Annotated in this window: 16 protein-coding genes; 9 read left to right on the top strand and 7 right to left on the bottom strand. The window is 40.0% G+C overall.

Annotated elements, in window-relative coordinates:
* Both C9J48_RS12915 and C9J48_RS12920 read right to left on the bottom strand, forming a co-directional pair.
* The gene (locus C9J48_RS12915) at positions 1-384 is read right to left on the bottom strand and encodes a hypothetical protein (protein ID WP_006230427.1); all 384 of its coding nucleotides are present in this window, start codon (positions 382-384) and stop codon (positions 1-3) included.
* Positions 385-594: 210 nt separating this feature from the next.
* Positions 595-1,734: an amidohydrolase gene (locus tag C9J48_RS12920; protein WP_006230426.1), complete on the bottom strand. Its 1,140-nt coding sequence runs from the start codon at positions 1,732-1,734 to the stop codon at positions 595-597.
* 153 nt (positions 1,735-1,887) lie between these two features.
* Here C9J48_RS12920 and C9J48_RS12925 point away from each other — a divergent pair, with 153 nt between their 5' ends.
* Entirely contained in the window at positions 1,888-2,169 is a 282-nt protein-coding gene (locus tag C9J48_RS12925; RefSeq protein WP_006230425.1) for a PepSY domain-containing protein, read from the top strand.
* Positions 2,170-2,195: 26 nt separating this feature from the next.
* On the opposite strand, the gene C9J48_RS12930 is transcribed toward C9J48_RS12925, so the two are convergent.
* Positions 2,196-3,620 (bottom strand): alpha-amylase family protein, encoded by a 1,425-nt coding sequence (locus C9J48_RS12930; RefSeq protein WP_006230424.1) that lies wholly within the window; start codon positions 3,618-3,620, stop codon positions 2,196-2,198.
* Between the two features lie 381 nt (positions 3,621-4,001).
* On the opposite strand from C9J48_RS12930, the gene glgC reads away from it, so the two are divergent.
* The 3 genes from glgC to C9J48_RS12945 all read left to right on the top strand — a co-directional run bounded on the left by glgC (position 4,002) and on the right by C9J48_RS12945 (position 8,916).
* A complete protein-coding gene (gene glgC, locus C9J48_RS12935; RefSeq protein WP_006230423.1) occupies positions 4,002-5,219 on the top strand; it encodes a glucose-1-phosphate adenylyltransferase in 1,218 nt (405 codons plus the stop codon).
* The gene (glgA, locus tag C9J48_RS12940; protein ID WP_006230422.1) at positions 5,209-6,735 is read left to right on the top strand and encodes a glycogen synthase GlgA; all 1,527 of its coding nucleotides are present in this window, start codon (positions 5,209-5,211) and stop codon (positions 6,733-6,735) included. The genes glgC and glgA overlap by 11 nt, the downstream gene beginning before the upstream one ends.
* A gap of 294 nt (positions 6,736-7,029) precedes the next feature.
* Entirely contained in the window at positions 7,030-8,916 is a 1,887-nt protein-coding gene (locus C9J48_RS12945) for a methyl-accepting chemotaxis protein (RefSeq protein ID WP_006230421.1), read from the top strand.
* A gap of 98 nt (positions 8,917-9,014) precedes the next feature.
* On the opposite strand, the gene C9J48_RS12950 is transcribed toward C9J48_RS12945, so the two are convergent.
* Together C9J48_RS12950 and C9J48_RS12955 are read right to left on the bottom strand one after the other, a co-directional pair.
* A complete protein-coding gene (locus C9J48_RS12950; RefSeq protein ID WP_006230420.1) occupies positions 9,015-9,695 on the bottom strand; it encodes a hypothetical protein in 681 nt (226 codons plus the stop codon).
* 137 nt (positions 9,696-9,832) lie between these two features.
* The gene (locus C9J48_RS12955; protein WP_006230419.1) at positions 9,833-10,789 is read right to left on the bottom strand and encodes a LysR family transcriptional regulator; all 957 of its coding nucleotides are present in this window, start codon (positions 10,787-10,789) and stop codon (positions 9,833-9,835) included.
* A 212-nt stretch (positions 10,790-11,001) separates the two neighbouring features.
* Between C9J48_RS12955 and C9J48_RS12965 the strand changes: the two genes are divergently transcribed.
* Together C9J48_RS12965 and C9J48_RS12970 are read left to right on the top strand one after the other, a co-directional pair.
* The gene (locus C9J48_RS12965) at positions 11,002-12,633 is read left to right on the top strand and encodes an alpha-glucosidase (RefSeq protein ID WP_036803164.1); all 1,632 of its coding nucleotides are present in this window, start codon (positions 11,002-11,004) and stop codon (positions 12,631-12,633) included.
* Positions 12,634-12,746: 113 nt separating this feature from the next.
* Entirely contained in the window at positions 12,747-13,835 is a 1,089-nt protein-coding gene (locus C9J48_RS12970; protein WP_006230417.1) for a tyrosine-protein phosphatase, read from the top strand.
* Positions 13,836-13,947: 112 nt separating this feature from the next.
* Here the strand turns inward: C9J48_RS12970 and glgX are convergent, their stop codons facing one another.
* Positions 13,948-15,897 (bottom strand): glycogen debranching protein GlgX, encoded by a 1,950-nt coding sequence (gene glgX, locus C9J48_RS12975; protein ID WP_006230416.1) that lies wholly within the window; start codon positions 15,895-15,897, stop codon positions 13,948-13,950.
* A gap of 526 nt (positions 15,898-16,423) precedes the next feature.
* On the opposite strand from glgX, the gene C9J48_RS12980 reads away from it, so the two are divergent.
* From C9J48_RS12980 to C9J48_RS12990, 3 genes are all read left to right on the top strand, one after another.
* Entirely contained in the window at positions 16,424-17,749 is a 1,326-nt protein-coding gene (locus C9J48_RS12980) for a carbohydrate porin (protein ID WP_006230415.1), read from the top strand.
* Between the two features lie 131 nt (positions 17,750-17,880).
* Positions 17,881-18,756 carry a MalM family protein gene (locus C9J48_RS12985; RefSeq protein ID WP_006230414.1) on the top strand — a complete coding sequence of 292 codons (876 nt, stop codon included), beginning with the start codon at positions 17,881-17,883 and terminating at the stop codon, positions 18,754-18,756.
* Positions 18,757-18,892: 136 nt separating this feature from the next.
* Positions 18,893-20,692, top strand: a complete 1,800-nt coding sequence (locus C9J48_RS12990; RefSeq protein WP_006230413.1) for an alpha-amylase family protein — start codon at positions 18,893-18,895, stop codon at positions 20,690-20,692.
* A 76-nt stretch (positions 20,693-20,768) separates the two neighbouring features.
* Here the strand turns inward: C9J48_RS12990 and C9J48_RS27915 are convergent, their stop codons facing one another.
* Complete coding sequence (locus C9J48_RS27915; protein WP_006230412.1) at positions 20,769-20,915, bottom strand: hypothetical protein; 147 nt, start codon at positions 20,913-20,915, stop codon at positions 20,769-20,771.
* Positions 20,916-21,131: the final 216 nt, after the last annotated feature.

Below are 21,131 nucleotides of genomic sequence, written 5' to 3' on the forward strand. Positions count from 1 at the left end.
TTACAGACCTGAAGTTAGATGTGTTTGTTGTAAGTGCTGTTGTAGAGATAGAAGTTGCTGACGGCCCGTTTCTGAATTGCCGTAAAATTTTTTCAACGCTAAAAGTGGGCAATGGATATGATCTAAGCAAATGCGACGAAAAATACGGGAGTTATTCGGCTGATTGATTGCTTCTACTAGATGAAAAAAAACGCGTCGTAGAAACAGCTCTCGCAGAATCGGGTTAAAAGTAGGGGTATTAAGGCAGTATAGAGATGCTAAGTTAAGACCTGATTGAACAAAATCGATGATGACATCAGGCTCATAACCGGGCGTAATCCGACGGTTTAAAAACCGATCTTCTGCTTTAAAGTAATGATGATACAGGGTTGAAGTACAGTCCATAGGGATCCTATAAAGCAATCAATAAATCGTAGTGATAATTATTATCATTTAATGCATTGATGTTCAAGGAAGACATCTATTAAAGTTTATACCATAGACCCCAATTCGTTATGTATTTCCGCATATCGTACATACTCAATCTATTAAATATATAGCGACCTAACTAGCGGTGTAGCTAGTTAGGATCGAATGATTTATACCCTGCTGCGTTTAGTTGTGTGATTGCGCGATAAGCTGAAGAAATAATCGAGATGATTGCTCGATCAGTGCATCGGGGAAATCATAGTCAGGGTTGTGCAGTTCTGGGTGGTCAGTACCGCTACCGATGCAAAATAAAGATCCTGGCCATTGTTGCAGAAATTCTCCCATATCTTCAGACCAACGCATTGGTTCTGTGGGTACAACAACATCATAGTTAAGTGATTGTGCAGCAGTAATAACGTTTTTAGTTGTTTTGGGGTTATTCATGGTTGCGCTAAAAGGCTCAATCCATTCAATTTGCATCTCAAGTTGATAACAATCTGCTTGTTTTTGAGCAAAATCCAACAAATTTCGTTTCATGTAATTGAGAATGTAATTATCACTGCTACGAATAGTTGCCATTACTTCGGCGCGCCCTGGGGATGTACCAAACCCTTTATTGCCTACATTCACATGAACAAGTGTGACTAAACTAAATGCTTCTTTGAAGGCTTCTGGCATGTGATGCAGGTAGTCCATTAAACGTGCAACAGCAGGGGCCGGGCTATGACCTTTCTCTGGTTTTGCAGCGTGAGATGTTTTTCCTATCAGCGTGATCTTAACACCAGTTGATGCGCAGGCAAATACACCGTCTTTAACCACCACTGTACCTAGCGGGTAGCCTGGTAAATTATGATAAGCATAGACCGCATCGGGTTGAATGCCTTTCAGGCGTGGATCTTGCAGCATTTTTTTTGCACCGACGCCGATCTCTTCTGCGGGTTGGAATAGCAAAAAAACAGTGCCCGAATGAGGAGGCGTTTGGCTCAGCTGATTAGCAACGGCTAAAAGGCTGGCAACATGTCCATCATGACCACATGCATGCATACAACCATGATTGCGTGAAACATGATCATGTTGTGATTTTTCAGTGATCGGTAATGCGTCGAAATCAGCACGGAGCAGAGTTATTGGGCCTGGATTCCCACTTTTGATTTCAACAATAATCCCATAACCGCCTATATTAGTTTTAGGCTCAAAACCAAATTTTAGGAGCTGATCGGTAATTTCTGATGCTGTTTTATGTTCATTGAGTGAAAGCTCTGGGTAGCGGTGAAGATGATGCCTAAAGCGCACAGGGTTGAAGTTGATATCATTATTAACGGTCATATTATTCTTTAATCGTCACAAGATGCCTCACTGTACTTGGCGATTAGAGATTATTATGTGATCGGTTTCACGGTGATACTTAATCTAAGCTGCCAGAACAATATATTGCTCTGGTATGATGCCTAAATAGAGTTGATAGAGTTAGGAAGTACTATGAAAATGTTAATAGCGAACAAATCATTGTTGTTGACGATGGGTTTGATAGTCGCCACGCCAGTACTGGCTGATCCTAATGGTTCTAGCGAATTGACAGCCCTTAGCGCACCAAAAGTGATGAGATTATTGCAGGCTCAGGGGTATCATGATTTCCGTAAAATTAAGATAGAACACGATGAGAGTGAGATCGAAGTAGAAGCGCGTAATCAGGGCGGTCAGCAAGTTGAACTTGAAGTAGATCTATATACAGGAAGAATTATTGATGTAGAGCGCGATTGATTATCGCGCTTTTTTTATTAAAAAGATTATACCATCAGCATTGCACATGACTGAGCTGGAAGTTGCAATATAACCCCAGCTTCAGTGCTGAGTGAAGGTGGTGATAGTTTCACTCCCTCCATATTTATAACTTCTTTAATTTCAGTATGGTCTTGTTCACTGTATTTTGCTGGTAGCTTATAACAGACGGCTGTTTTACCTTTGTTAATGGCTACTATCCCACTATGTCCACGAGAAAAAACCAATAAATCTAGAGTTTGTTCAATGATTACCATCGGTTGGCAATGCATAATGTTATGAAAGTGAATCATCTTAGCCATAATTGGATCATTCCAAGCTTCACACCAACGGGGTTTACCACGGCTATTTTTAATGCCGCTAGTATCTAAATCGGTATAAATGAGTGGGACACCACCATCCCTTCCTAGAATGTAGCAATAGGCTAATTGTTCATTTTTTTCTGACATTACCTGATCTAAAAAAACATCGTTATTGGGAATGTCATGAGTAATCGCAAATGTGATTGCTCGCTGGTTTTCTAATGCCGAACCCAGAGAGTAAGGGTTGATTAGGCTTGCCATCGAGGCATTTTTATTAAAAACATCAAGTACGGTGTGAAAAAGTGGAAAGTCGTAAGCACCTAAGGTCGTTTTTTCAAGATAAGGCTGAAGAAACAGTTCGTACTCTTCTTTGGTCGCGCCACCGTCGGTAATTATTTCGCCAAAAATATGTATGCCGTCAGTGATATCTTCATCACACAGCTCTTGAATATGATCAAGTGTCATGTGTTTGGCTGCATCTATTCGAAATCCCTTCACGCCGATTTTTTTTAGTGCTTTTAGGTACAGTTTTTGTTTTTTTACTACATTTTCGTTGTTTTTTAAGGTCGGCAAACCCGGATCTGAGCCTCCGCTACTAATTCTACCATGCTGAACTTGCCAAGGATCTTTCCAATCTTTTATTGGAAATGCCGATAAAAAATCATCTTTGCTAAATAACGGTTGAGATAAATCACCAAATAATTTGATTGAATCAAAATATTCTCTTTTGTCTTTATATTGGCTAATGATATTGCTATTAGGATAGTTTAAGTCACTCCTTTCATGTGACTCATTAGCCATATGATTGAACACAATATCTGCATAAATATCTATGTCATGAAGACTTAATATTTCTACCATCGTTCTGAAATCATTTGTATTACCGAGTTGGTTGTCGATGACTCGATAATCTTGAGGTTGATAGCGTTGCCACCATTGAGTGCCATCTTTTGAATGAAAAGATTTCAGTGGTGGAGAAACAAGAATAGCTTTATATCCATTGTCAGCAATGGCTTTGGCATTTTCAGTCACTTTACTGTAAGGCCAATCGAAGGCGTGCAATATTACATTAGTTGCAACAGATGGTGCTGACAAAGTTGATGCGTATTCAGTATTAAATAGAGAGGTCATAATTTAATAGCCACGTTTTAAGACAAATTTTTAAACTGAATAAATACTATGGGTAATTATTCTATTTGTAATCATCATATACACACATTTAGTGGTATTAGAATAGGGGGAGTAGCTTTGCTTAGCTGATTATTTCTCATCATATTGTATATATGAACTATTTATAAAGTTTTGATAAATGGTATTTATGCGCCATTGATGGAATATACATTGCTGATCACACTAATGTGAAATTCGGTATGAAATTACATTTACCTACAGTTTGTAATAAATTATTTTTTTTGTAATTATACATCACGTTTCAGTGCGTACTAATTCTCATGTAGCATATCGTGTGGTATATATACATTAGATTGCTTAATTTCAACAAGGAGGTACACCATGGGTGGCGTTTTAGGTATGATTTTAGCAGGCGGAGAAGGCTCTCGTTTGCGTCCATTAACAGATTCACGTACAAAACCCGCAGTTCCATTTGGTGGTAGCTACCGCTTAATTGATTTTGCATTGAATAACTTTGTAAATGCTGATTTTTTAAAGATTTATGTTCTAACACAATTTAAATCTCAGTCTTTATATGTGCATATGAAAAAAGGCTGGAATATCACCGGCATTACGGATCGTTTTATTGATCCAATTCCAGCACAAATGCGAATGGGCAAGCGTTGGTACGATGGTACTGCTGATGCGATTTACCAAAATTTAAGCTTTATTGAACTTGCTGATCCTGAACATGTTTGTATATTTGGTAGTGATCATATTTACAAGATGGACATTAAGCAGATGCTTAATTTTCATAAAGAAAAAGAAGCTGAACTAACTGTTTCTGCATTGCGTATGCCTTTATCAGAAGCGAGTGCTTTTGGTGTTATCGAGGTTGATGAAAACGGCTGCATGGTTGGTTTTGAAGAAAAGCCAACTAACCCTAAGTCTATTCCTGGCGATCCAGAGAATGCACTTGTTTCTATGGGTAACTATATTTTCAATAAAGATACGTTATGTACTGAACTTGAAGAAGATGCAGCAAAAGAAGATTCAAGCCACGACTTTGGTAAAGACATCATCCCTAAGCTATTTCCACTAGGTAAAGTCTATGTTTATGATTTTACAACCAATATTATCCCTGGCGAGAAGAATACCGGTTACTGGCGCGATGTAGGTACGATTGAAGCGTACTGGCAAGCACACATGGATTTACTTTCTGAAGATGCGCCGTTCTCTTTATATAACCGTCAGTGGCAGCTACACACTCATTACCCGCCGCTTCCACCTGCAACAATTTTAGACAGCGAAAACAGTAAAGTTGATATTAACAACTGTATGATTTCAGCTGGTAGCTATATTCGTGGTGCTAAAATACATAAATCAATTTTAGGCTTCCGTACAAATGTTGACCATGACACAATGATTTCAGAATCTGTGATTTTGGGCGATGTGAAAATCGGTGCAAATTGCTCAATACGTAAAGCGATTATTGATAAAAATGTACACATTGCCCCAGGAACGATAATCGGTGAAAATCCTGAAGAGGATAAGAAAAACTACCACGTTTCTGATGAAGGCATTGTCGTAATCCCGAAAGGAGCGAAAATTGGCTACTAAGAAAACGTCGTTAACAAAGCATCCATTGAAAATTCTATTTGTTTCATCTGAAGTAGAAGGGTTTGCAAAAACAGGAGGATTAGCCGATGTTGCTAAGTCTCTGCCTGCTGCCTTGAAGAAGATGGGGCACGATGTTCGAATTGTAATGCCTTTCTATCAGACAATTAACGGTAAAGATAACGCTGTTGCTATTTTGTCTACCGAGCTGTTTGTTGAGCCACAGCCATTTGCTGTGAATTATCAAGTGATGCAACTCGATGAAAGTAATGTGCCTGTCTATGCGTTAGATGCACCACAATATTATGATCGACCAGAATTGTATGCGGAAAATAATCAAGCATATGCTGATAATGGTGAGCGTTTTACATTTTTAAGTGCTGCCTCGTTAGATTTGTGTGAAAAACTGGGTTTTCAACCTGATGTGATTCACTGTAACGATTGGCATACTGGGTTAATTCCATTCTTATTAAAAACGCGTTACGCAGAGAGTAATTTCTTTGCTAAATCGAAAAGTGTTATAACGATTCATAATGCTGTTTTTAAAGGTGTATTTAACTACGATCAATACAGCTTAATACCTGAATTGATTCAACGTCGCTATATTAATGCTGAAATGGATCCATCGCATATCAGCATGCTTAAAGCGGGTGTTGCGTATGCAGATAAAGTGAACGCGGTTAGTCCTAATTATGCATCAGAGCTTTTAACACATTTAGGTTCGCATGGTATGGAAGCTGATTTCCAAAATCGTGCTAAAGATTTGTATGGCATCGTTAATGGGTGCGATTATGATGATTGGAACCCTGAAACTGACTCGTACATAAAGCAAAAATTTAAAGCCAATAAAGTGAGCTTAGCTCGCGGGAAAAAAGCGTGTCGACGTGATCTGCAAAAACAAGTTAACTTACCTGAAATAGATGTACCTGTTTATGGAATGGTATGTCGCTTGACCGAGCAAAAAGGTCTGCATTACTTAATCCCTGTGCTTGAAGATTTCTTATTGAATGACGTACAAGTGGTAATTGTCGGAACGGGTGATCCAACGTTAGCCAGTGCACTTCGTGATATTAGCGAACAGCATAGTGATAAATTTGCTTTTGTTGAAACATACAGCAATCCACTTGCACACTGTGTAGAAGCGGGTGTTGATTTCTTTATGATGCCTTCTGAATTTGAGCCGTGTGGTTTGAATCAGATGTACAGTTTAGCGTATGGTACATTACCGATTGTGCGCAGCGTTGGTGGTCTAAAAGATACTGTTATCGATTACGATCAAACACCGCAGGTAGCCACAGGTTTTATTTATGATGCGCCAACTCCAGAGGCGTTATTAATAAAGTTACAACGAAGCTTGCTACTTTATTGCCAACGTCCTCAAGAATTTAAACGTCTACAGCAAAATGCGATGGCGTGTAAATTTAATTGGGATGAATCGGCTGAACAATATCTAGATATGTATTTAGGTGGTGAGCAAAGTTTGGTTAATGAAATCTGCAATGACAAGGTAGACGCTTAGTTTACTTAGAATGTTTTCATTCTGCAAAAATCGTTAAGCCCTCATTCGTGAGGGCTTTTTTGTGGAAGTGTTATTTACACCTATCCCATATTCACAATCTTCTATTAAGCATTATTCTTTTTTAAGTGATAGAACATTGATTTTATTCTTATATTGCACGTTTATTTCACTCAAAAATTAACTAATTGTTCATAATAGGTACTTGAAGTGTGATAATACGCACGTTTTCAATTTTGTTTGCTATTGCAAATTTTTAGGCAATTGACTGCCTTTTTATAAATCATTAGGTTATACATGTTCAATATGACACTCAGGCAAAAGCTGGCACTCTCTGCAAGTATTGCAATCATTATCGGCGGTTTACTTGTAACTGCTTTTTCTTTTTTATCATCGCTCGGTCGTTTAGATAGTGACATTAATAAGCAACTTAATGGCACAGCCTCTTCGTATAATAATTATGTGTCTAATTGGTTAGACTCGAAAGGAACAGTACTTTCGGCTATGCCTGTGAATATTTCACAAGGTACCCTTGAGCAACATCTTCAGCAGGTTCGCGATTCAGCAGGCTTTGATAATGTCTTTTTAGCTTTTTCTGATGGGACACAAGCGAATGCGAATAACGTTATTTTACCGCCTGGTAATAATGATCCTCGTCAATGGCATTGGTATCAGAACGCTATTAACCTCAATGGTAAAGTCACGGTAGAAAATCCGACAGTTGCAGCTGCCACAGGGGCAAGCGTTGTTTCTATGGGTAAAGCCGTTTCTATTTTTGGGCAGCAGGCGGTGTTAGGCGCTGATGTTGAAATGTCAGATATTATTAAGCAGCTTGATGACGTGGTATTGCCAGGTGAAGGCTACATGTTTATTGCGAATGATAAGGGGAATATTTTTGCGCACGCAGATACGTCTTTATTGAATAAGCCTGTTAATGCTAAAGACCGTGACTTAACCGACTCAATGCTAAAACGCTTATCGCGAGAAGGGTTAGTTGAAAAAGAAAATATCACTGGCAATGAGAGTTATGTGTTTGTTAAGCCAATTCAGGGCACGAATCTAAGTACGGTTATCGTTATTGATTATAATTCTGTTGCCGCGCCGCTTTACAGCTCTTTATATGAGCAGATTTTCATGACTCTATTGGTTGTGGTTATTTGTGCATTTCTATTTAACCTTTTCTGCGTGTATTTATTTAAACCGTTACAGCAAGTATCAAAGGCGCTGGCTGTGATTGCCCAAGGTGGGGGAGATTTAACTCAGCGTATTAATATCGATTCTAACGATGAAGTGGGTGACTTAGCCCGTAACTTTAACCAGTTTACAGCTAGCTTACAGGTACTTATTGGTCATATTCGTAGTCAGGGTGTTGAGCTGAGTCAAGCTTCGACAGAAAGTGAATTCCGAGCAAATAAGTCGGCTGATAAGTTAAATCGTCAGCAAGATGAAATCAGCATGGTTGCCACTGCGGTAACGGAAATGGCTTCTGCCACGCAAGAAATTGCGTCTCATGCTGAGCAAACAGCGCGTGCTGCGCAAGATTCGACAGAGCATACAAATAGTGGTCGTGAGTTAGTTGTGCAAAGCCGAGTGTCTATCAATAACCTTGCAGAAGAAGTGAATGAGGCAACGGCAGTGATCAGTGAGTTGAATGATCATGCTCAGAACATCAACAGTATCTTATCAACTATTCAAGGTATTGCTGAGCAAACGAATTTATTGGCATTGAATGCTGCGATTGAAGCTGCACGAGCGGGTGAACAAGGTCGAGGCTTTGCCGTTGTAGCTGATGAGGTACGTGTGTTATCTCAACGTACTCATACATCGACGGAAGAAATTCAGAGTATGATTGCGACATTACAACAGACAACATCAAAAGCAGTTGATTTGATGAAAACAAGTTCACAGCTTGCACAGTGTTCGGTAGGAGATGCAGACCAAGCTACAGCAGCGTTAGAGCAAATTAATGATTCAGTGGCTCTAATCAGTGATATGGCGACACAAATAGCCACTGCTGCAGAAGAACAAACGCATGTAACAAGTGAAATAACATTAAACACAACCACAATTAAAGACGTAACAGATCAGCTTGTAGAAGATGCCGTTGCTGCTCGTCATCAAGCAGAAGCGTTAAGTAATCAAGCAACAAAACTGAATGACAAGGTGTCTACTTTTGTTGTTTAAATAACATAGTGATTGTATTTACTATATAAGAAAGCCCTCTATGAGGGCTTATTCGTTCATGAGTGATGCTGTTTTCTATATGAGGTGCCATTTAAATTCTATTGTTTTCCTGGCATCATAAACGGATATTCAAATAATACAGTGATAGTGTCATCAACAACCGTGAACGTAGCAAGCTTATCTTCCTCACTTTCTGGATTTCCCTTCTCACCTATGTTGCGCCATTGTTTTATATTACGGTAACCCTTTTGATAAGCTCGCGAGAAGGTAGCCTTATCCATCATTAAATACTTACGCTGTGCATTATAGCTGGCGCTATTGGCAAGTATAAACATCTGATCATCAAGAGATTGGCGATCTAAGGTTTGTAATCCAGCCAAGACATCTAAATGTTGTCCATTCACCTCCAGATAGCTAAAAACATAACCATCACGACGTAAACTAGCAAGAAGTGAATTGTAGTTAATTAAGGTGAGTGGCACCTTCAATTCAACATTTTTTATTGTGGATAATGGCTTGGCTTCCCCTATTTCGATAGCAGTAGAAGTCAATTGGCTATAAATCACTAATGTTAGATCGTCTATTCCATAATAAGACGGGCTATCTAAGCAATACGCTTCGGCATTGTATAAATCGGAACACTCATACGCATTCGGACGTGACGAAATTTGCTCGATATCGTCGGTAAAACTAATGTCATTAAACAGCGGTAAATATGATGTTGCATTTACAGTCGTGCTGAATATGCCAACGGCTATGAATACGAATTGTTTCAGCACAGTTCAACCTTATTGATAAACAAAAATAAATAAGCCATACCAGCTTATCCTATATCATTATATAACAACTATATCTCTGGTTATAAAAGATAAAACCAAAGACTTATAACTAAGTTCCCTTAAGATGCTCTTTGGGTTTATGCTTGATAGTGGCCATTCAAAATGAGCTTCTGCTTGATATCCGCAACATGGTCGACCAATAATTCATTTAGATGGTAGATCCCAACCGTGCCTTTTTGTCCTTCTTTTTTTAATGGGAGCGGGACAATATTTACCTGCGAGAAGTAGTCAGTCATGCTCATTGGATACGGCATGATTGCGGTTGTCGAGGTTAGCATATCGACACTGGCAGTCAGTGAGTTGATTTCGTAAACGATGCGTTCTGATACCTTTTGTCTATCTCTTTCTAGCTGCTTGGGTTGTGGGTTTTCTATTAGATGCAGGTAAGCTTCTGAATCTGGTGTTACCTGCAATAGAGGATAAAGTGCCATATCCTCTTCTTCCCGATGGTTCACCAGTAGTGGATGATTTTGATGTACGAACATTGCTTCTTTATCTTGTAGAAGGGGGATGAATGTGACATTACACCGACGAGATAAACCAACAATTTCATGACCAACAAAAAGATCGATTTGGCCATGGATCAGCATATCCATCAGCTTAAGGTGGTTACCAAATTCAAGCTGAATAGAGATTGAAGGGTTGCTTACACTATATTGCTGCAATGCTTGTTTTACAAAAACTTCCCACCATGCATCACCAGTACCCATTTTGATTTTTTCAGTTTTTCTCTCAATAAGATCAGCCATCTTATGCAGTAATGAGTCATGTCGTCGCTGTAGCTCAAGTGTTTGTTCTTGAAGGAGCACGCCATATTCAGTGAGTTCAACCCCTTTTGATTTTCGGATAAAAAGAGGTACGCCAAAGCTTGCCTCCAGTTTCTTCATATTATTCGTTAGGGTTGGTTGGCTAAGGCCAAGATGATTAGCTGCAAGGCTAATATTACTTAGTTCAGCGACGACCAGAAATTGTTTGTAACTTTTATCCATAAGGCGAGCAATACGGTCAATAAAGAGTTTGATGACAAGTCTCACATTTATTGAATTTGCTTGGCATCCTTATTGGTTTGAAATTGCGATCTCGATCTCCTTAATTATTGGTGATATAGGAAAAACCTATATCATGAGCTGGGTAGGGTATTTTAAAACAGTCAAACAAACGATTATGATATCAATATTAAAGATACCAATATTAAAGGTATCACTGTTTAACTGAAGCTTGTTTAAGGGAGCCTTTGTCCATGAAAATGACCCCAAAATGGTGGCATGATGCTGTTGTTTATCAGGTTTATCCACGCAGTTTTTGCGATTCAAATAACGATGGCATGGGTGATCTGCAAGGCATCATCAGCAAGCTTGATTACATCAAAAAATTAGGTGTAAATGTTGTTTGGTTGTCACCTGTTTATCGTTCACCAATGGATGATAATGGTTACGATATTTCTGACTATCAAGATATCGCCGCAGAGTTCGGTTCGATGGAAGATATGCAGCAATTACTTGCAGAGGCTAAACAGCGCGATATTCGCATCATTATGGATTTAGTTGTTAACCATACATCTGATGAGCACCCATGGTTTGTCGAATCACGTAAATCGAAAGATAACCCATATCGTGATTACTATATTTGGCGTCAGCCTAATGAAGATGGTTCAGTGCCTGATGATCAAGGATCTGTCTTTGGCGGTGGTGCTTGGGAATTTGATGACACTACGGGTGAATATTACTACCACATCTTCTCTAAGAGACAACCTGACTTGAACTGGGAGAACCCCAAAGTTCAAGAAGAAGTGCATAAGATGATGAACTGGTGGATCGATCAGGGTATTGGTGGTTTCCGTCTTGACGTTATCGATCTTATTGGTAAAGAAATCGATAAGAAAATTACGGGTAATGGGCCTCGTCTTCACCCGTTGCTGCAGGAAATGAACAAAGCAACGTTTGGTGATAAAGATCTGCTTACCGTAGGGGAAACATGGGATGCGACTCCTGAAACGGCAAAGTTGTACAGTAATCCTGCTCGTAATGAGTTTTCAATGGTTTTCCAGTTTGAACATATTTCTCTGACTTGGAAGTATGGTGACAAATGGAATCCGATTGCGCTGGATCTACCTAAATTCAAGCATGCGTTAACTAAGTGGCAGATTGAGCTGGCTGATGAGGGGTGGAACTCACTGTTCTGGAACAACCATGACCTTCCTCGTGCAGTGTCAAAGTTTGGCGATGACGGTCAGTATCGTGTCGAATCCGCTAAAATGCTCGCCACAACATTGCATATGATGAAAGGTACGCCGTATGTCTATCAAGGTGAAGAGATCGGTATGACGAATGTTGCGTTTGACAGCATTGATGACTACCGTGATATCGAAACCTTGAATTTCTACAAAGAACGTACAGAAAATGGTGTCGCGCCTGAAACCATGTTGGCAGCGGTACATGAAAACAGCCGTGATAATGGCCGTACACCAATGCAGTGGAACAACAATAAAAATGCGGGTTTCTCAGAGCAGCAACCGTGGTTGCAGGTTAATCCTAACTATCCTGAAATTAACGTAGATGCTGCGCTAGAAGATCAGAACTCGATCTTCTACCACTATCAAAAATTGATTCAACTGCGTAAGTCATTACCAGTGATTGTACATGGTGCTTTTGAACCAGTATTTGAAGACCATGAACAGGTATTCGGTTACCTTCGTTCTGACTCCCAACATCGTTTGTTTGTGCTTAATAACTTTACGGGCGAAGAAGTCACTGTTGCGATGCCAGAGTCGCTTCAAACTGAACATGTCGAATGCATTATTTGCAACTATGAATCACATCAGCAGTTAAGCTCAACCTTAACCTTGAAGCCTTTCGAGTCTTTTGCTGTATTGATTTAATAGTAATTAGCCGAGTTGCTTTGTGTGACATGAATAACGGTTAATACTCTTCATTGTCTTGGCTCTGTTCAATTGCTTTTGAACAGAGCCTTTTTTATTTGGGATAAGTCAATATGATGCATTATATATATAAAGGCACTGATGTGGTTTTTGATATTCCTCAGAAGGGAAAACACATCTACTTGATTGGCAGTTTTACTAACTGGCAAAAAAAAGAGGGATACAAATTCCTTGAAATAAATAATAAACTCTCACTGAAAGTAAGTCGTCAGGCAGTGAATAAAATCGGAAATTCTGGATATGTCGAATATTATTTCTGGGATGATGAAAAAAAACAACCTTTGCCATATAACGATAATCACCCAGCTGGATACTGTTTTAATAACCAATTCAATGGTAGCTATAATTATTTATTACTGCCTGAAGATATCGCGACTGATGATTTAGAGACAATTATCAAGGATTGTGAGCAGTCATTTCGAATTAAAACGATGGCATGTGAATTTAGGTCTGATTGGGTGTTAGCCAATTTTAGAGAAGTAAACGGTGGGAATTTGGCAAAACAGACACTCTTTCGTTCTTACCATCCAGTTATTCCTTCAAGAGTTGGGCACCCCCAATTAAGAGAAATCGAAGCCCAGCGTCAACAAATAGCCATGCGTTTACTTGAAACGAACAATATACGGACTGTCATCAATCTGTCAGAAACGGCGCAAGAACTTGATGAATATCTTCAGGTAGCCGAACCGAGTTACTACAAAACACTGTGGCTCGGTGAAAGCGTGATAAGTGTACCTGTTGCTTATGAGACTGTGTATTTCATGTCTGATCGGGATGAGAGTTTTAATCCAGATGAATTGGGATTCCAGACTGGAATTCAAGCAGTGATTCAGGAGATTGCTGATCATCAGCCTCCTTATCATGTTCATTGTCGATTAGGCTCTGACCGAACAGGCGTTGTCATTGCTTTTTTACAGTTATTCATGGGTGCAGATAAGGTACAGATAGCGGATAGTTATTTGAAAACCAATCAGATGGCAATCGGGGAATATCGAAGTATTCGATTGCTGGAACATGCGCTAGAGCAAGCCTTGGGGGAGGAGTGTTTTGATAATGGTCACTCGATAACGCGTGATTATCTATTGTCTTTAGGGCTAGCGAGTAATGTCATTGAGTTAGCGTATAAAAACTTAGCAGCATAATTAATGGATTTGGTATTACATAAAAGATAAACCCAGTACCGCAAGTGATTTCTTATTAGAAAGCGTTTTATTGCTCTACTGGGTTTATTCAATGAAATGTACCGATACGTTGCTAATCTCGAGAGAGTATTGTGATCGATTGTGTACTTTGCATGTAGGTGGTTTGCGTTTGACGGTTACCAAGAACAGACTCTGAAGTGTCACATATAATACGCCATTTTCCGCCAGCGGGTAAACGGTATCGTGTTGGAATTGTTGAGCTGTTTATTAGGAATAACAACTCTTTACCATTTTTATATAGGCCAAGATAGAGAGCAAAGGCTTCAAGGTTTTGCCAATCATCAGTGTTCATTAGTTTACCATTCGAATGGTTCCAGCGAATGCGGTGGTGTCCACGTTCACGGCCACTGAATGCCCGAATAAACGGACTCATCACTTCTTTTCTGGCTTTTACCACTCCTGCTAGCCAGTTTTTGAAGCTGATATTATCAGGTGATAATATCCAGTTGGCCCAGCTTATCTCATTATCTTGGCAGTAAGCATTGTTATTGCCACCTTGAGTATGAGATAGGCTATCTACTGCAAGTAGATGAGGAATCCCAAAGCTAAATAGTAGCGTTGTCATAAGATTGCGTTTTTGACGTTCGCGCTTATACAGAACCGACAGGTTATCTGTTTTCCCTTCAACCCCGTGGTTAAATGAACGATTATCACCATGCCCATCAAGGTTTCTTTCACCATTTGCCTCATTGTGCTTGTGGTTGTAAGACACAAGATCTTGAAGCGTAAAACCATCATGATAGGAAATGAAATTGACGGGTAATTTGTCTGGCCAACCTCCTGCACTGAAGAAATCGCGAGATCCCATTAGTCGAGTTGCAAATTCTTTGATATTGTTCTTATCTCCTAGCCAATGACTTTTGACAGTATCGCGAAATTTATCATTGCACTCGTTCCAGCCTCGCGGAAAATTACCAAGCTGATAGCCGTCAGGGCCTATATCCCAAGGTTCAGCAATCAATTTTACCTTTTGTAAAATTGGATCTTGTTCAATGGCTTTAAAGAAGGCACTTTGGGTGTCAAAACGATGCCCGTTACGTCCTAGTGTTGCAGCCAAATCAAATCGGAAACCATCAATTTGGTAATGGGTTACCCAGTGTCGCAGAGTATCGATTACAAGGGTTAGGCTCGGCTGATAAGTAAGATCAACGGTATTACCACAGCCTGTGTAGTTGTGATGATTTTTATGACTATCAAGAAGGTAATAATGTTTATCCAAGCTCTTTAAATGGAATGTTGGTCCACCTTCACCGCCTTCGGCAGTGTGGTTAAACACAATATCCATGATGACTTCAATACCTTCTTTGTGTAACTCCCTTACCATGGTCTTCATTTCTGTGACGGCATCACTCATCGCATAGCGCGGCTCTGGTGCCATAAAGCACAGGCTGTTATAGCCCCAGAAATTCACTTTATCCATCTTAAGCAAATGGGGCTCAGACATGCATGAAGTGACAGGGAGCAATTGTAGGCTGGTAATGCCTTGTTCTTTATAGAACTCGATTGCAGCAGGCTGGCAGAGGCCAAGGTAAGTGCCTCTGTATTGCTCTTTAATATGCTCTTGAAGCTGAGTAAACCCCTTAACGTGTGTTTCACACAGGATGGTTTCTTCGTACGGTACCTGTGGAAAGGCAGTGTTTTGCCAATCAAATTGATGGTCGATAACAACAGATTTAGTGAATTTCCAGCTTTCTTCTGCCGTGAATGGTTCTACATAAAAAGGCGTTTGATTTAGGGCCTGCGCATATGGGTCGAGAATTAATCTTTCATCGTGCTTGTCTTTAATTTGAAAACCATAAACCTGTCCTGCTTTAATATTAGGAACGAAGGTATAGTGGATATCTAAGTGTGTATGGTCAAAGTCAATAATTGTTTTTTTATTTTCAATGTCGAATAGAACTAATTTAATTTCTTGGTTATCAGCACTGTGAATTGAAAAATTACAACCTTGATCACATAATGTAGCCCCTAAAGGATAAGCTTGAGCTAATTTCGTAAACATTGAGTCGTTCTCTTTTCTTATTTACATATTTATACATGCTATTAAATAGTGAAAATCATCTCAGTCAAGAAATGTTTTTGAGAAAGATTAATTAAGTTACAGGTTGCTCTATCCTTATTAAATACAAGTTACGAATGATTTATTTTTATTTGATATTTTTCTTACAAACACTAAGCTGATCTCTTTACTTATTTTTTTAGTGCTATTGAACAATATTTACTCAATCAGTTGATCGATTTTTTTGAATTAAATTGAAAATTAATTAAGTAACTTAACATTCGTTTTTTATTATAAATAAGTGACTGATGTCTTACTTTTCTTTTGCATTCCGTATTTTTATTACGGGTGTACGCCTAACCTTCGTGAGGCATGTCACGAAACACACTAACCTCCTAATTACTACGCCCCTCTACTCCTCCCTCTCATCCTGTTATTAGGATGATGTGTATAGCTGAATGAAAGCTGAATATTAGCCCCGAAAGGTTGCTAGATAGCAACCGACATAAAAATTAAAAGGGACATTCCTATGAAACACAAGTTAGTACCCGTAGCAGCGGCGATCTTTGCAGCATTAACTTCTTATAACGTAGCAGCTGAATCTGCCACTGATGTTCTGACTGATGGTTGGGAAGTACACGGTTACGGTTCTATGAATTACCGCTTCAACGAAGACTTTCAGTCTTTTGACTCAGAGCTAGGTAAGCCAGATTACCGTACTGCTGGTACTTCAGGTAAGAGTGCTAACCAAGTTGAATTCGTAATCAAGAAGCACACTGAGTTTGCTAACGGCGTTTACAGTGATTTCGTTGTTCGTACAGAATACGGCAACGGCGACTCTTTCTACTACACCTCTTCTGGTGCCGAAAAAAATAACACAGTTGCTCAGCTTGAAGTTAAAGAATCATATGTTGCTTTAGGTAACCTACCTTACCTAGGTGACGGTTCTGAAATTTGGGCTGGTCGTCGTTTCCTAAACCGTGCTGCGGGTATTCTTTCTGGTGAATTCTGGAAGCAGTCTTCTGGTATGGGGGCAGGTTTTGAAACTACTTTAGATTCAGGCCACAAAACAGGTGTTGCTCTTGTATCTGCTGACCCTGAAGCTGGTCTCACTGCTGATGATCGTCCAAGTGATGGTGAGCGTACTACTGTTACTTCTCTAGATCTTTACTACTACGGTGTGAAGGCACTAGGCGGTAGCTTTGACTTCGATGCTAAGTTTATGACTCGTGCTGACGAAGCACTTACAGCTGATTCTGCAGATGATGGTTTTGGTGCTTCTGTAACGTATAACCGTGATTACTACGGTCTAGACGGTTGGACACAAACTGCTATTGCTTACGGCGAGGGGATCGGTTCTAACCGTGGCGTGAACTTCGGTGGTTGGAGTGGTGATTGGAAAGAAGATTCTAAGTCACTATTTGTAACGTCTTACGGTGTATTGAATATTTCTGATAACTGGCAGCTAGGTACAGAAGCAACATACTGGGCTCCAGAAAACATGGGCTGGGCTGATTCAAATGCTGAAGATAAGGTAACTCGTTATATCTTAGCTGCTCGTCCTACTTACAAAGTAAATGACAACATGCGTTTAGAGTTCACAGGCTCTTTTGCTACTGAAAAACTTGAAGGGGATAACAACTGGGGTCGTTCAAGTGATTCTACAGACTTTTACACACTTGAAGCAGCAACAGTCTTTACTGTGAATGCAGATTACTTTGGTCGTCCACAAATCAAGCCATACGTAACATGGGTTGGTACTGATGACGAGAAAGCAGCTAGTGCTATCGGCATCACAGAATCTGGTGAAAAAGATCAAATTGTATTCGGTGTTCACGCTGAAATTTGGTTCTAAGCCAATTAGTGTTAAGGGCAGCCCTTGGGCTGCCTTTTTGAGTATATATCTATTAGATTCTGCTGTAGATTTAATGAGATACGAATAGCTATATACCCATAATAATCTAATAAGGGTACGGGAGTTCAAAGATGAAAGTGATTAAAACAACATTAGCTGCACTGCTTGCAGCAAGCCTGATGGGCTGTGCGGCTGCACCGACACAAGAGATGGTCAAAGATGTAACAGTAACAGCTGCAGCTTGCTGTTCGACTTACAGTGAGTTTTCCTGGATCCCAATGCAGGGCGATAGTGTTGATTTTGCTATTGATGAATATTCTCAGATTGGTAATTTTGCAGAGGGAAAAAGTTACTTTACAGGTTTTGTGTTACCCAAAAATGTTGAACGCATGCGCGTCGACTTAAAAAGCTGGATGCGAAGTACTGGGGTACTTGCACCTAAAGTTCTTTTATTGAACCCGCAGTTTCAACCAGTGAAAACGATTGAACTTGATGACTTTGATGTAAGATTATCGGATATGTTTAGTCTGTCTAACTATCACAAGCGTTTTGAAATGGATCAAGAGACAACGCCATATATGGTGGTTTATTCACCACTTGAATATCGTGAAGGTAGTATCCAGATTCCGCACCCTGAGCGTGTTCGAGCAGAAGATCTTGGTTTAGCTCGCCCTATTGTTACCGATCCTGTGATCCAACATCAGAAGTTTGGCTCGTTAGAGATTGATCTAAAGCCAATTAACTTGCGTTCATACCGTGCGAATGAAGTGACGGCTGCTACGGCTGTTGTTGCGACTACACCCGTTGCTGCGGTATCAACAGCGACTCCTGCTGTTAAAACCAGCAACATAACTATGTTGCCAGAAACAGAGGCATTCTATAACGGCCAAATTAAAGCGGCTGTTGAGAAAAATGAGATGCACAAAGCCCTTCAATTAGTCGAAGAGGCCAAACGAGCTGGATCAAGCTCAGCTGAAACTACTTTTGTTGAACTAATCAAAAAGTAAACCTAAACATTCAAATTCATCAAGGTGCAGAAATGCCGAATCCTGCACCTTGATGTAGTTTGGAATACGAGCTGGTATTCATCAGCCTGTTCTATCTGCCTTCTCTTTCCGTTTTAAGCCTTTTGAGTTCTAATTCATGACAGAAACAATTAAACCGAATGTACCTACAAAACATGTTGTTTATCAGGTTTTTACTCGCTTGTTTGGTAATACGAATACAACGAATAAGCCGTGGGGTACTCTTGAAGAAAATGGCATCGGTAAATTTAATGATTTTACTGATAGAGCATTAAGCGAAATAAAGCAGCTAGGTGTTAGCCATATTTGGTATACCGGCGTGCCGCATCATGCTGTCGTACGTGACTACAGTGAATACGGGATTAATTCAGATCACCCCAGTGTTGTGAAGGGGCGAGCAGGATCCCCTTATGCTGTTAAAGATTACTATAATGTCAATCCTGATTTGGCGGTTGATCCGGCTAACCGCCTCGAAGAATTCAAAGCGTTGATTAAGCGTAGCCATCGTCATGGTTTAAAAGTGATCATCGATATTGTGCCAAATCACGTTGCACGCCGTTATCAAGGGATAACTAATCCTGCAGGGGTGGAAGATTTTGGCGCATCAGATGATACGACGTTGGTCTATCATCGAGATAACAATTTCTACTATATTCCTGATGAAGCGTTCACTGTTCCTGACGCTGAAAATGGTTATCTGCCATTGGGTGGTGAAGCGCATCCTGATCTCGATACGCCGTATGAAGAATTTCCGGCCAAATGGACGGGGAACGGTTCTCGCCTAGCAAAGCCACAATTTGATGATTGGTATGAAACTGTCAAAGTGAACTATGGTGTTAAGCCCGATGGTAGTAAAGACTTTGATGAACTGCCACAAGGCTTTAATAAGAAAGGTCACACCGAGCATTTTGAATTTTGGCAAGGTAAATCGGTGCCTGATTCTTGGATGAAGTTCCGTGATATTGCTTTGTACTGGTTGGCATTGGGTGTTGATGGGTTCCGCTATGATATGGCAGAAATGGTGCCGGTTGAGTTTTGGAGCTATATGAACTCCTCAATTAAACAGGTGAATCCAGAGGCATTTTTGATGGCTGAAGTGTACCAGCCTGACTTGTATCGTGATTATATTCATTTAGGTAAAATGGATTACCTCTACGATAAAGTTGATTTGTATGATGCACTAAAGCTTGTTATGCAAGGTCGTGGGTCAACCGATACCATTGTTGAGATCCAGCAGCAGTTGATGGATATTGAACATCATATGCTGCACTTCCTTGATAATCATGATGAACAGCGGGTAGCGAGTCCAGAGTTTGCTGGCGATGCCAATAAGGGTAAGCCTGCAATGTTAGTGTCAACAACGCTCAGTACTTCACCGACCATGATTTACAGTGGTCAGGAAGTTGGTGAAGCGGGTGCTAAAAATGCTGGATTTGGCTTGCATTCAAGAACAACTATCTTTGATTATTTCGGTGTGCCAAGTCATCAGCGTTGGATGAACAATGGCGCGTTTGATGGTGCTCTACTGACGGATGAAGAACACGAACTGCGTGATTTCTATCAACGTTTATTGAACTTCTCACTTACCAGTACCGCTATGCTTGGCGAATATCATGAAATTCACCGACATAACAGAGAGCACAGTGATACTTACAACGAACAGCTATTCTGTTTTAGCCGTTATGATCAACAACAGAAGCTGTTAGTGGTTGCGAACTTTGCTGATCATGATCAGGGAATGGTTCAGATTAAGTTACCGTCATCACTGATCGATGCTTGGCAACTTGATAATGGAGAATACTCGCTCACCGAGCAACTAGATGATAATCACACTGTAGTGTTGTCTGTTGCTAATGGGATTGGTGAACTGCAGCTCTTTATTGCTTCGCTGTCTTCAATGATTTTGCAATTGAATTAATTTAGCTTGCGTAGCACTCCCGTGACGAAAATATGTAGAGCCGCTGAATATCAGCGGCTTTTCTATTTTCATAAGGCTATTTTTTTGTAGGAGTGGTATCGCTAGTTGGAAAATAGGGGGTGCACCAGCCACGGTCTTCTATATACCAAGTGCAGTGTCCAGACGCCATCGCTACGTTAGCAAAGAATAGGCTAATGGCAATGAGTAAAGCTTTTAACTTCATAATTACTCTCCTTATGGAAGTGGTCATTGCATACATATAGAACAGATCCTTTTGTGATTTATTGCACAAAAGTTTTTTCATAGGATTTAATTTTAGTCATAAAAAATATGCTCTGACGTTGATTTGGATAATTTATTTATTTTAAAAGTGAGTGTCACGACTGATATTGAAAGGATTTCACTTCGTAATAGAGAGCCTCTATCCAACATAATGTGT

The sequence above is a fragment of the Photobacterium profundum genome (genome assembly GCF_003026285.1).
Lineage (GTDB): Bacteria > Pseudomonadota > Gammaproteobacteria > Enterobacterales > Vibrionaceae > Photobacterium > Photobacterium profundum.

What these genes read in the sequence shown, in the direction of transcription:
- C9J48_RS12915 (WP_006230427.1), bottom strand. Translation starts at nt 384, where the DNA reads ATGGACTGTACTTCAACCCTGTATCATCATTACTTTAAAGCAGAAGAT.
- C9J48_RS12920 (WP_006230426.1), bottom strand. Translation starts at nt 1,734, where the DNA reads ATGACCGTTAATAATGATATCAACTTCAACCCTGTGCGCTTTAGGCAT.
- C9J48_RS12925 (WP_006230425.1), top strand. Translation starts at nt 1,888, where the DNA reads ATGAAAATGTTAATAGCGAACAAATCATTGTTGTTGACGATGGGTTTG.
- C9J48_RS12930 (WP_006230424.1), bottom strand. Translation starts at nt 3,620, where the DNA reads ATGACCTCTCTATTTAATACTGAATACGCATCAACTTTGTCAGCACCA.
- glgC (WP_006230423.1), top strand. Translation starts at nt 4,002, where the DNA reads ATGGGTGGCGTTTTAGGTATGATTTTAGCAGGCGGAGAAGGCTCTCGT.
- C9J48_RS12945 (WP_006230421.1), top strand. Translation starts at nt 7,030, where the DNA reads ATGTTCAATATGACACTCAGGCAAAAGCTGGCACTCTCTGCAAGTATT.
- C9J48_RS12965 (WP_036803164.1), top strand. Translation starts at nt 11,002, where the DNA reads ATGACCCCAAAATGGTGGCATGATGCTGTTGTTTATCAGGTTTATCCA.
- C9J48_RS12970 (WP_006230417.1), top strand. Translation starts at nt 12,747, where the DNA reads ATGATGCATTATATATATAAAGGCACTGATGTGGTTTTTGATATTCCT.
- glgX (WP_006230416.1), bottom strand. Translation starts at nt 15,897, where the DNA reads ATGTTTACGAAATTAGCTCAAGCTTATCCTTTAGGGGCTACATTATGT.
- C9J48_RS12980 (WP_006230415.1), top strand. Translation starts at nt 16,424, where the DNA reads ATGAAACACAAGTTAGTACCCGTAGCAGCGGCGATCTTTGCAGCATTA.
- C9J48_RS12985 (WP_006230414.1), top strand. Translation starts at nt 17,881, where the DNA reads ATGAAAGTGATTAAAACAACATTAGCTGCACTGCTTGCAGCAAGCCTG.
- C9J48_RS12990 (WP_006230413.1), top strand. Translation starts at nt 18,893, where the DNA reads ATGACAGAAACAATTAAACCGAATGTACCTACAAAACATGTTGTTTAT.
- C9J48_RS27915 (WP_006230412.1), bottom strand. Translation starts at nt 20,915, where the DNA reads ATGAAGTTAAAAGCTTTACTCATTGCCATTAGCCTATTCTTTGCTAAC.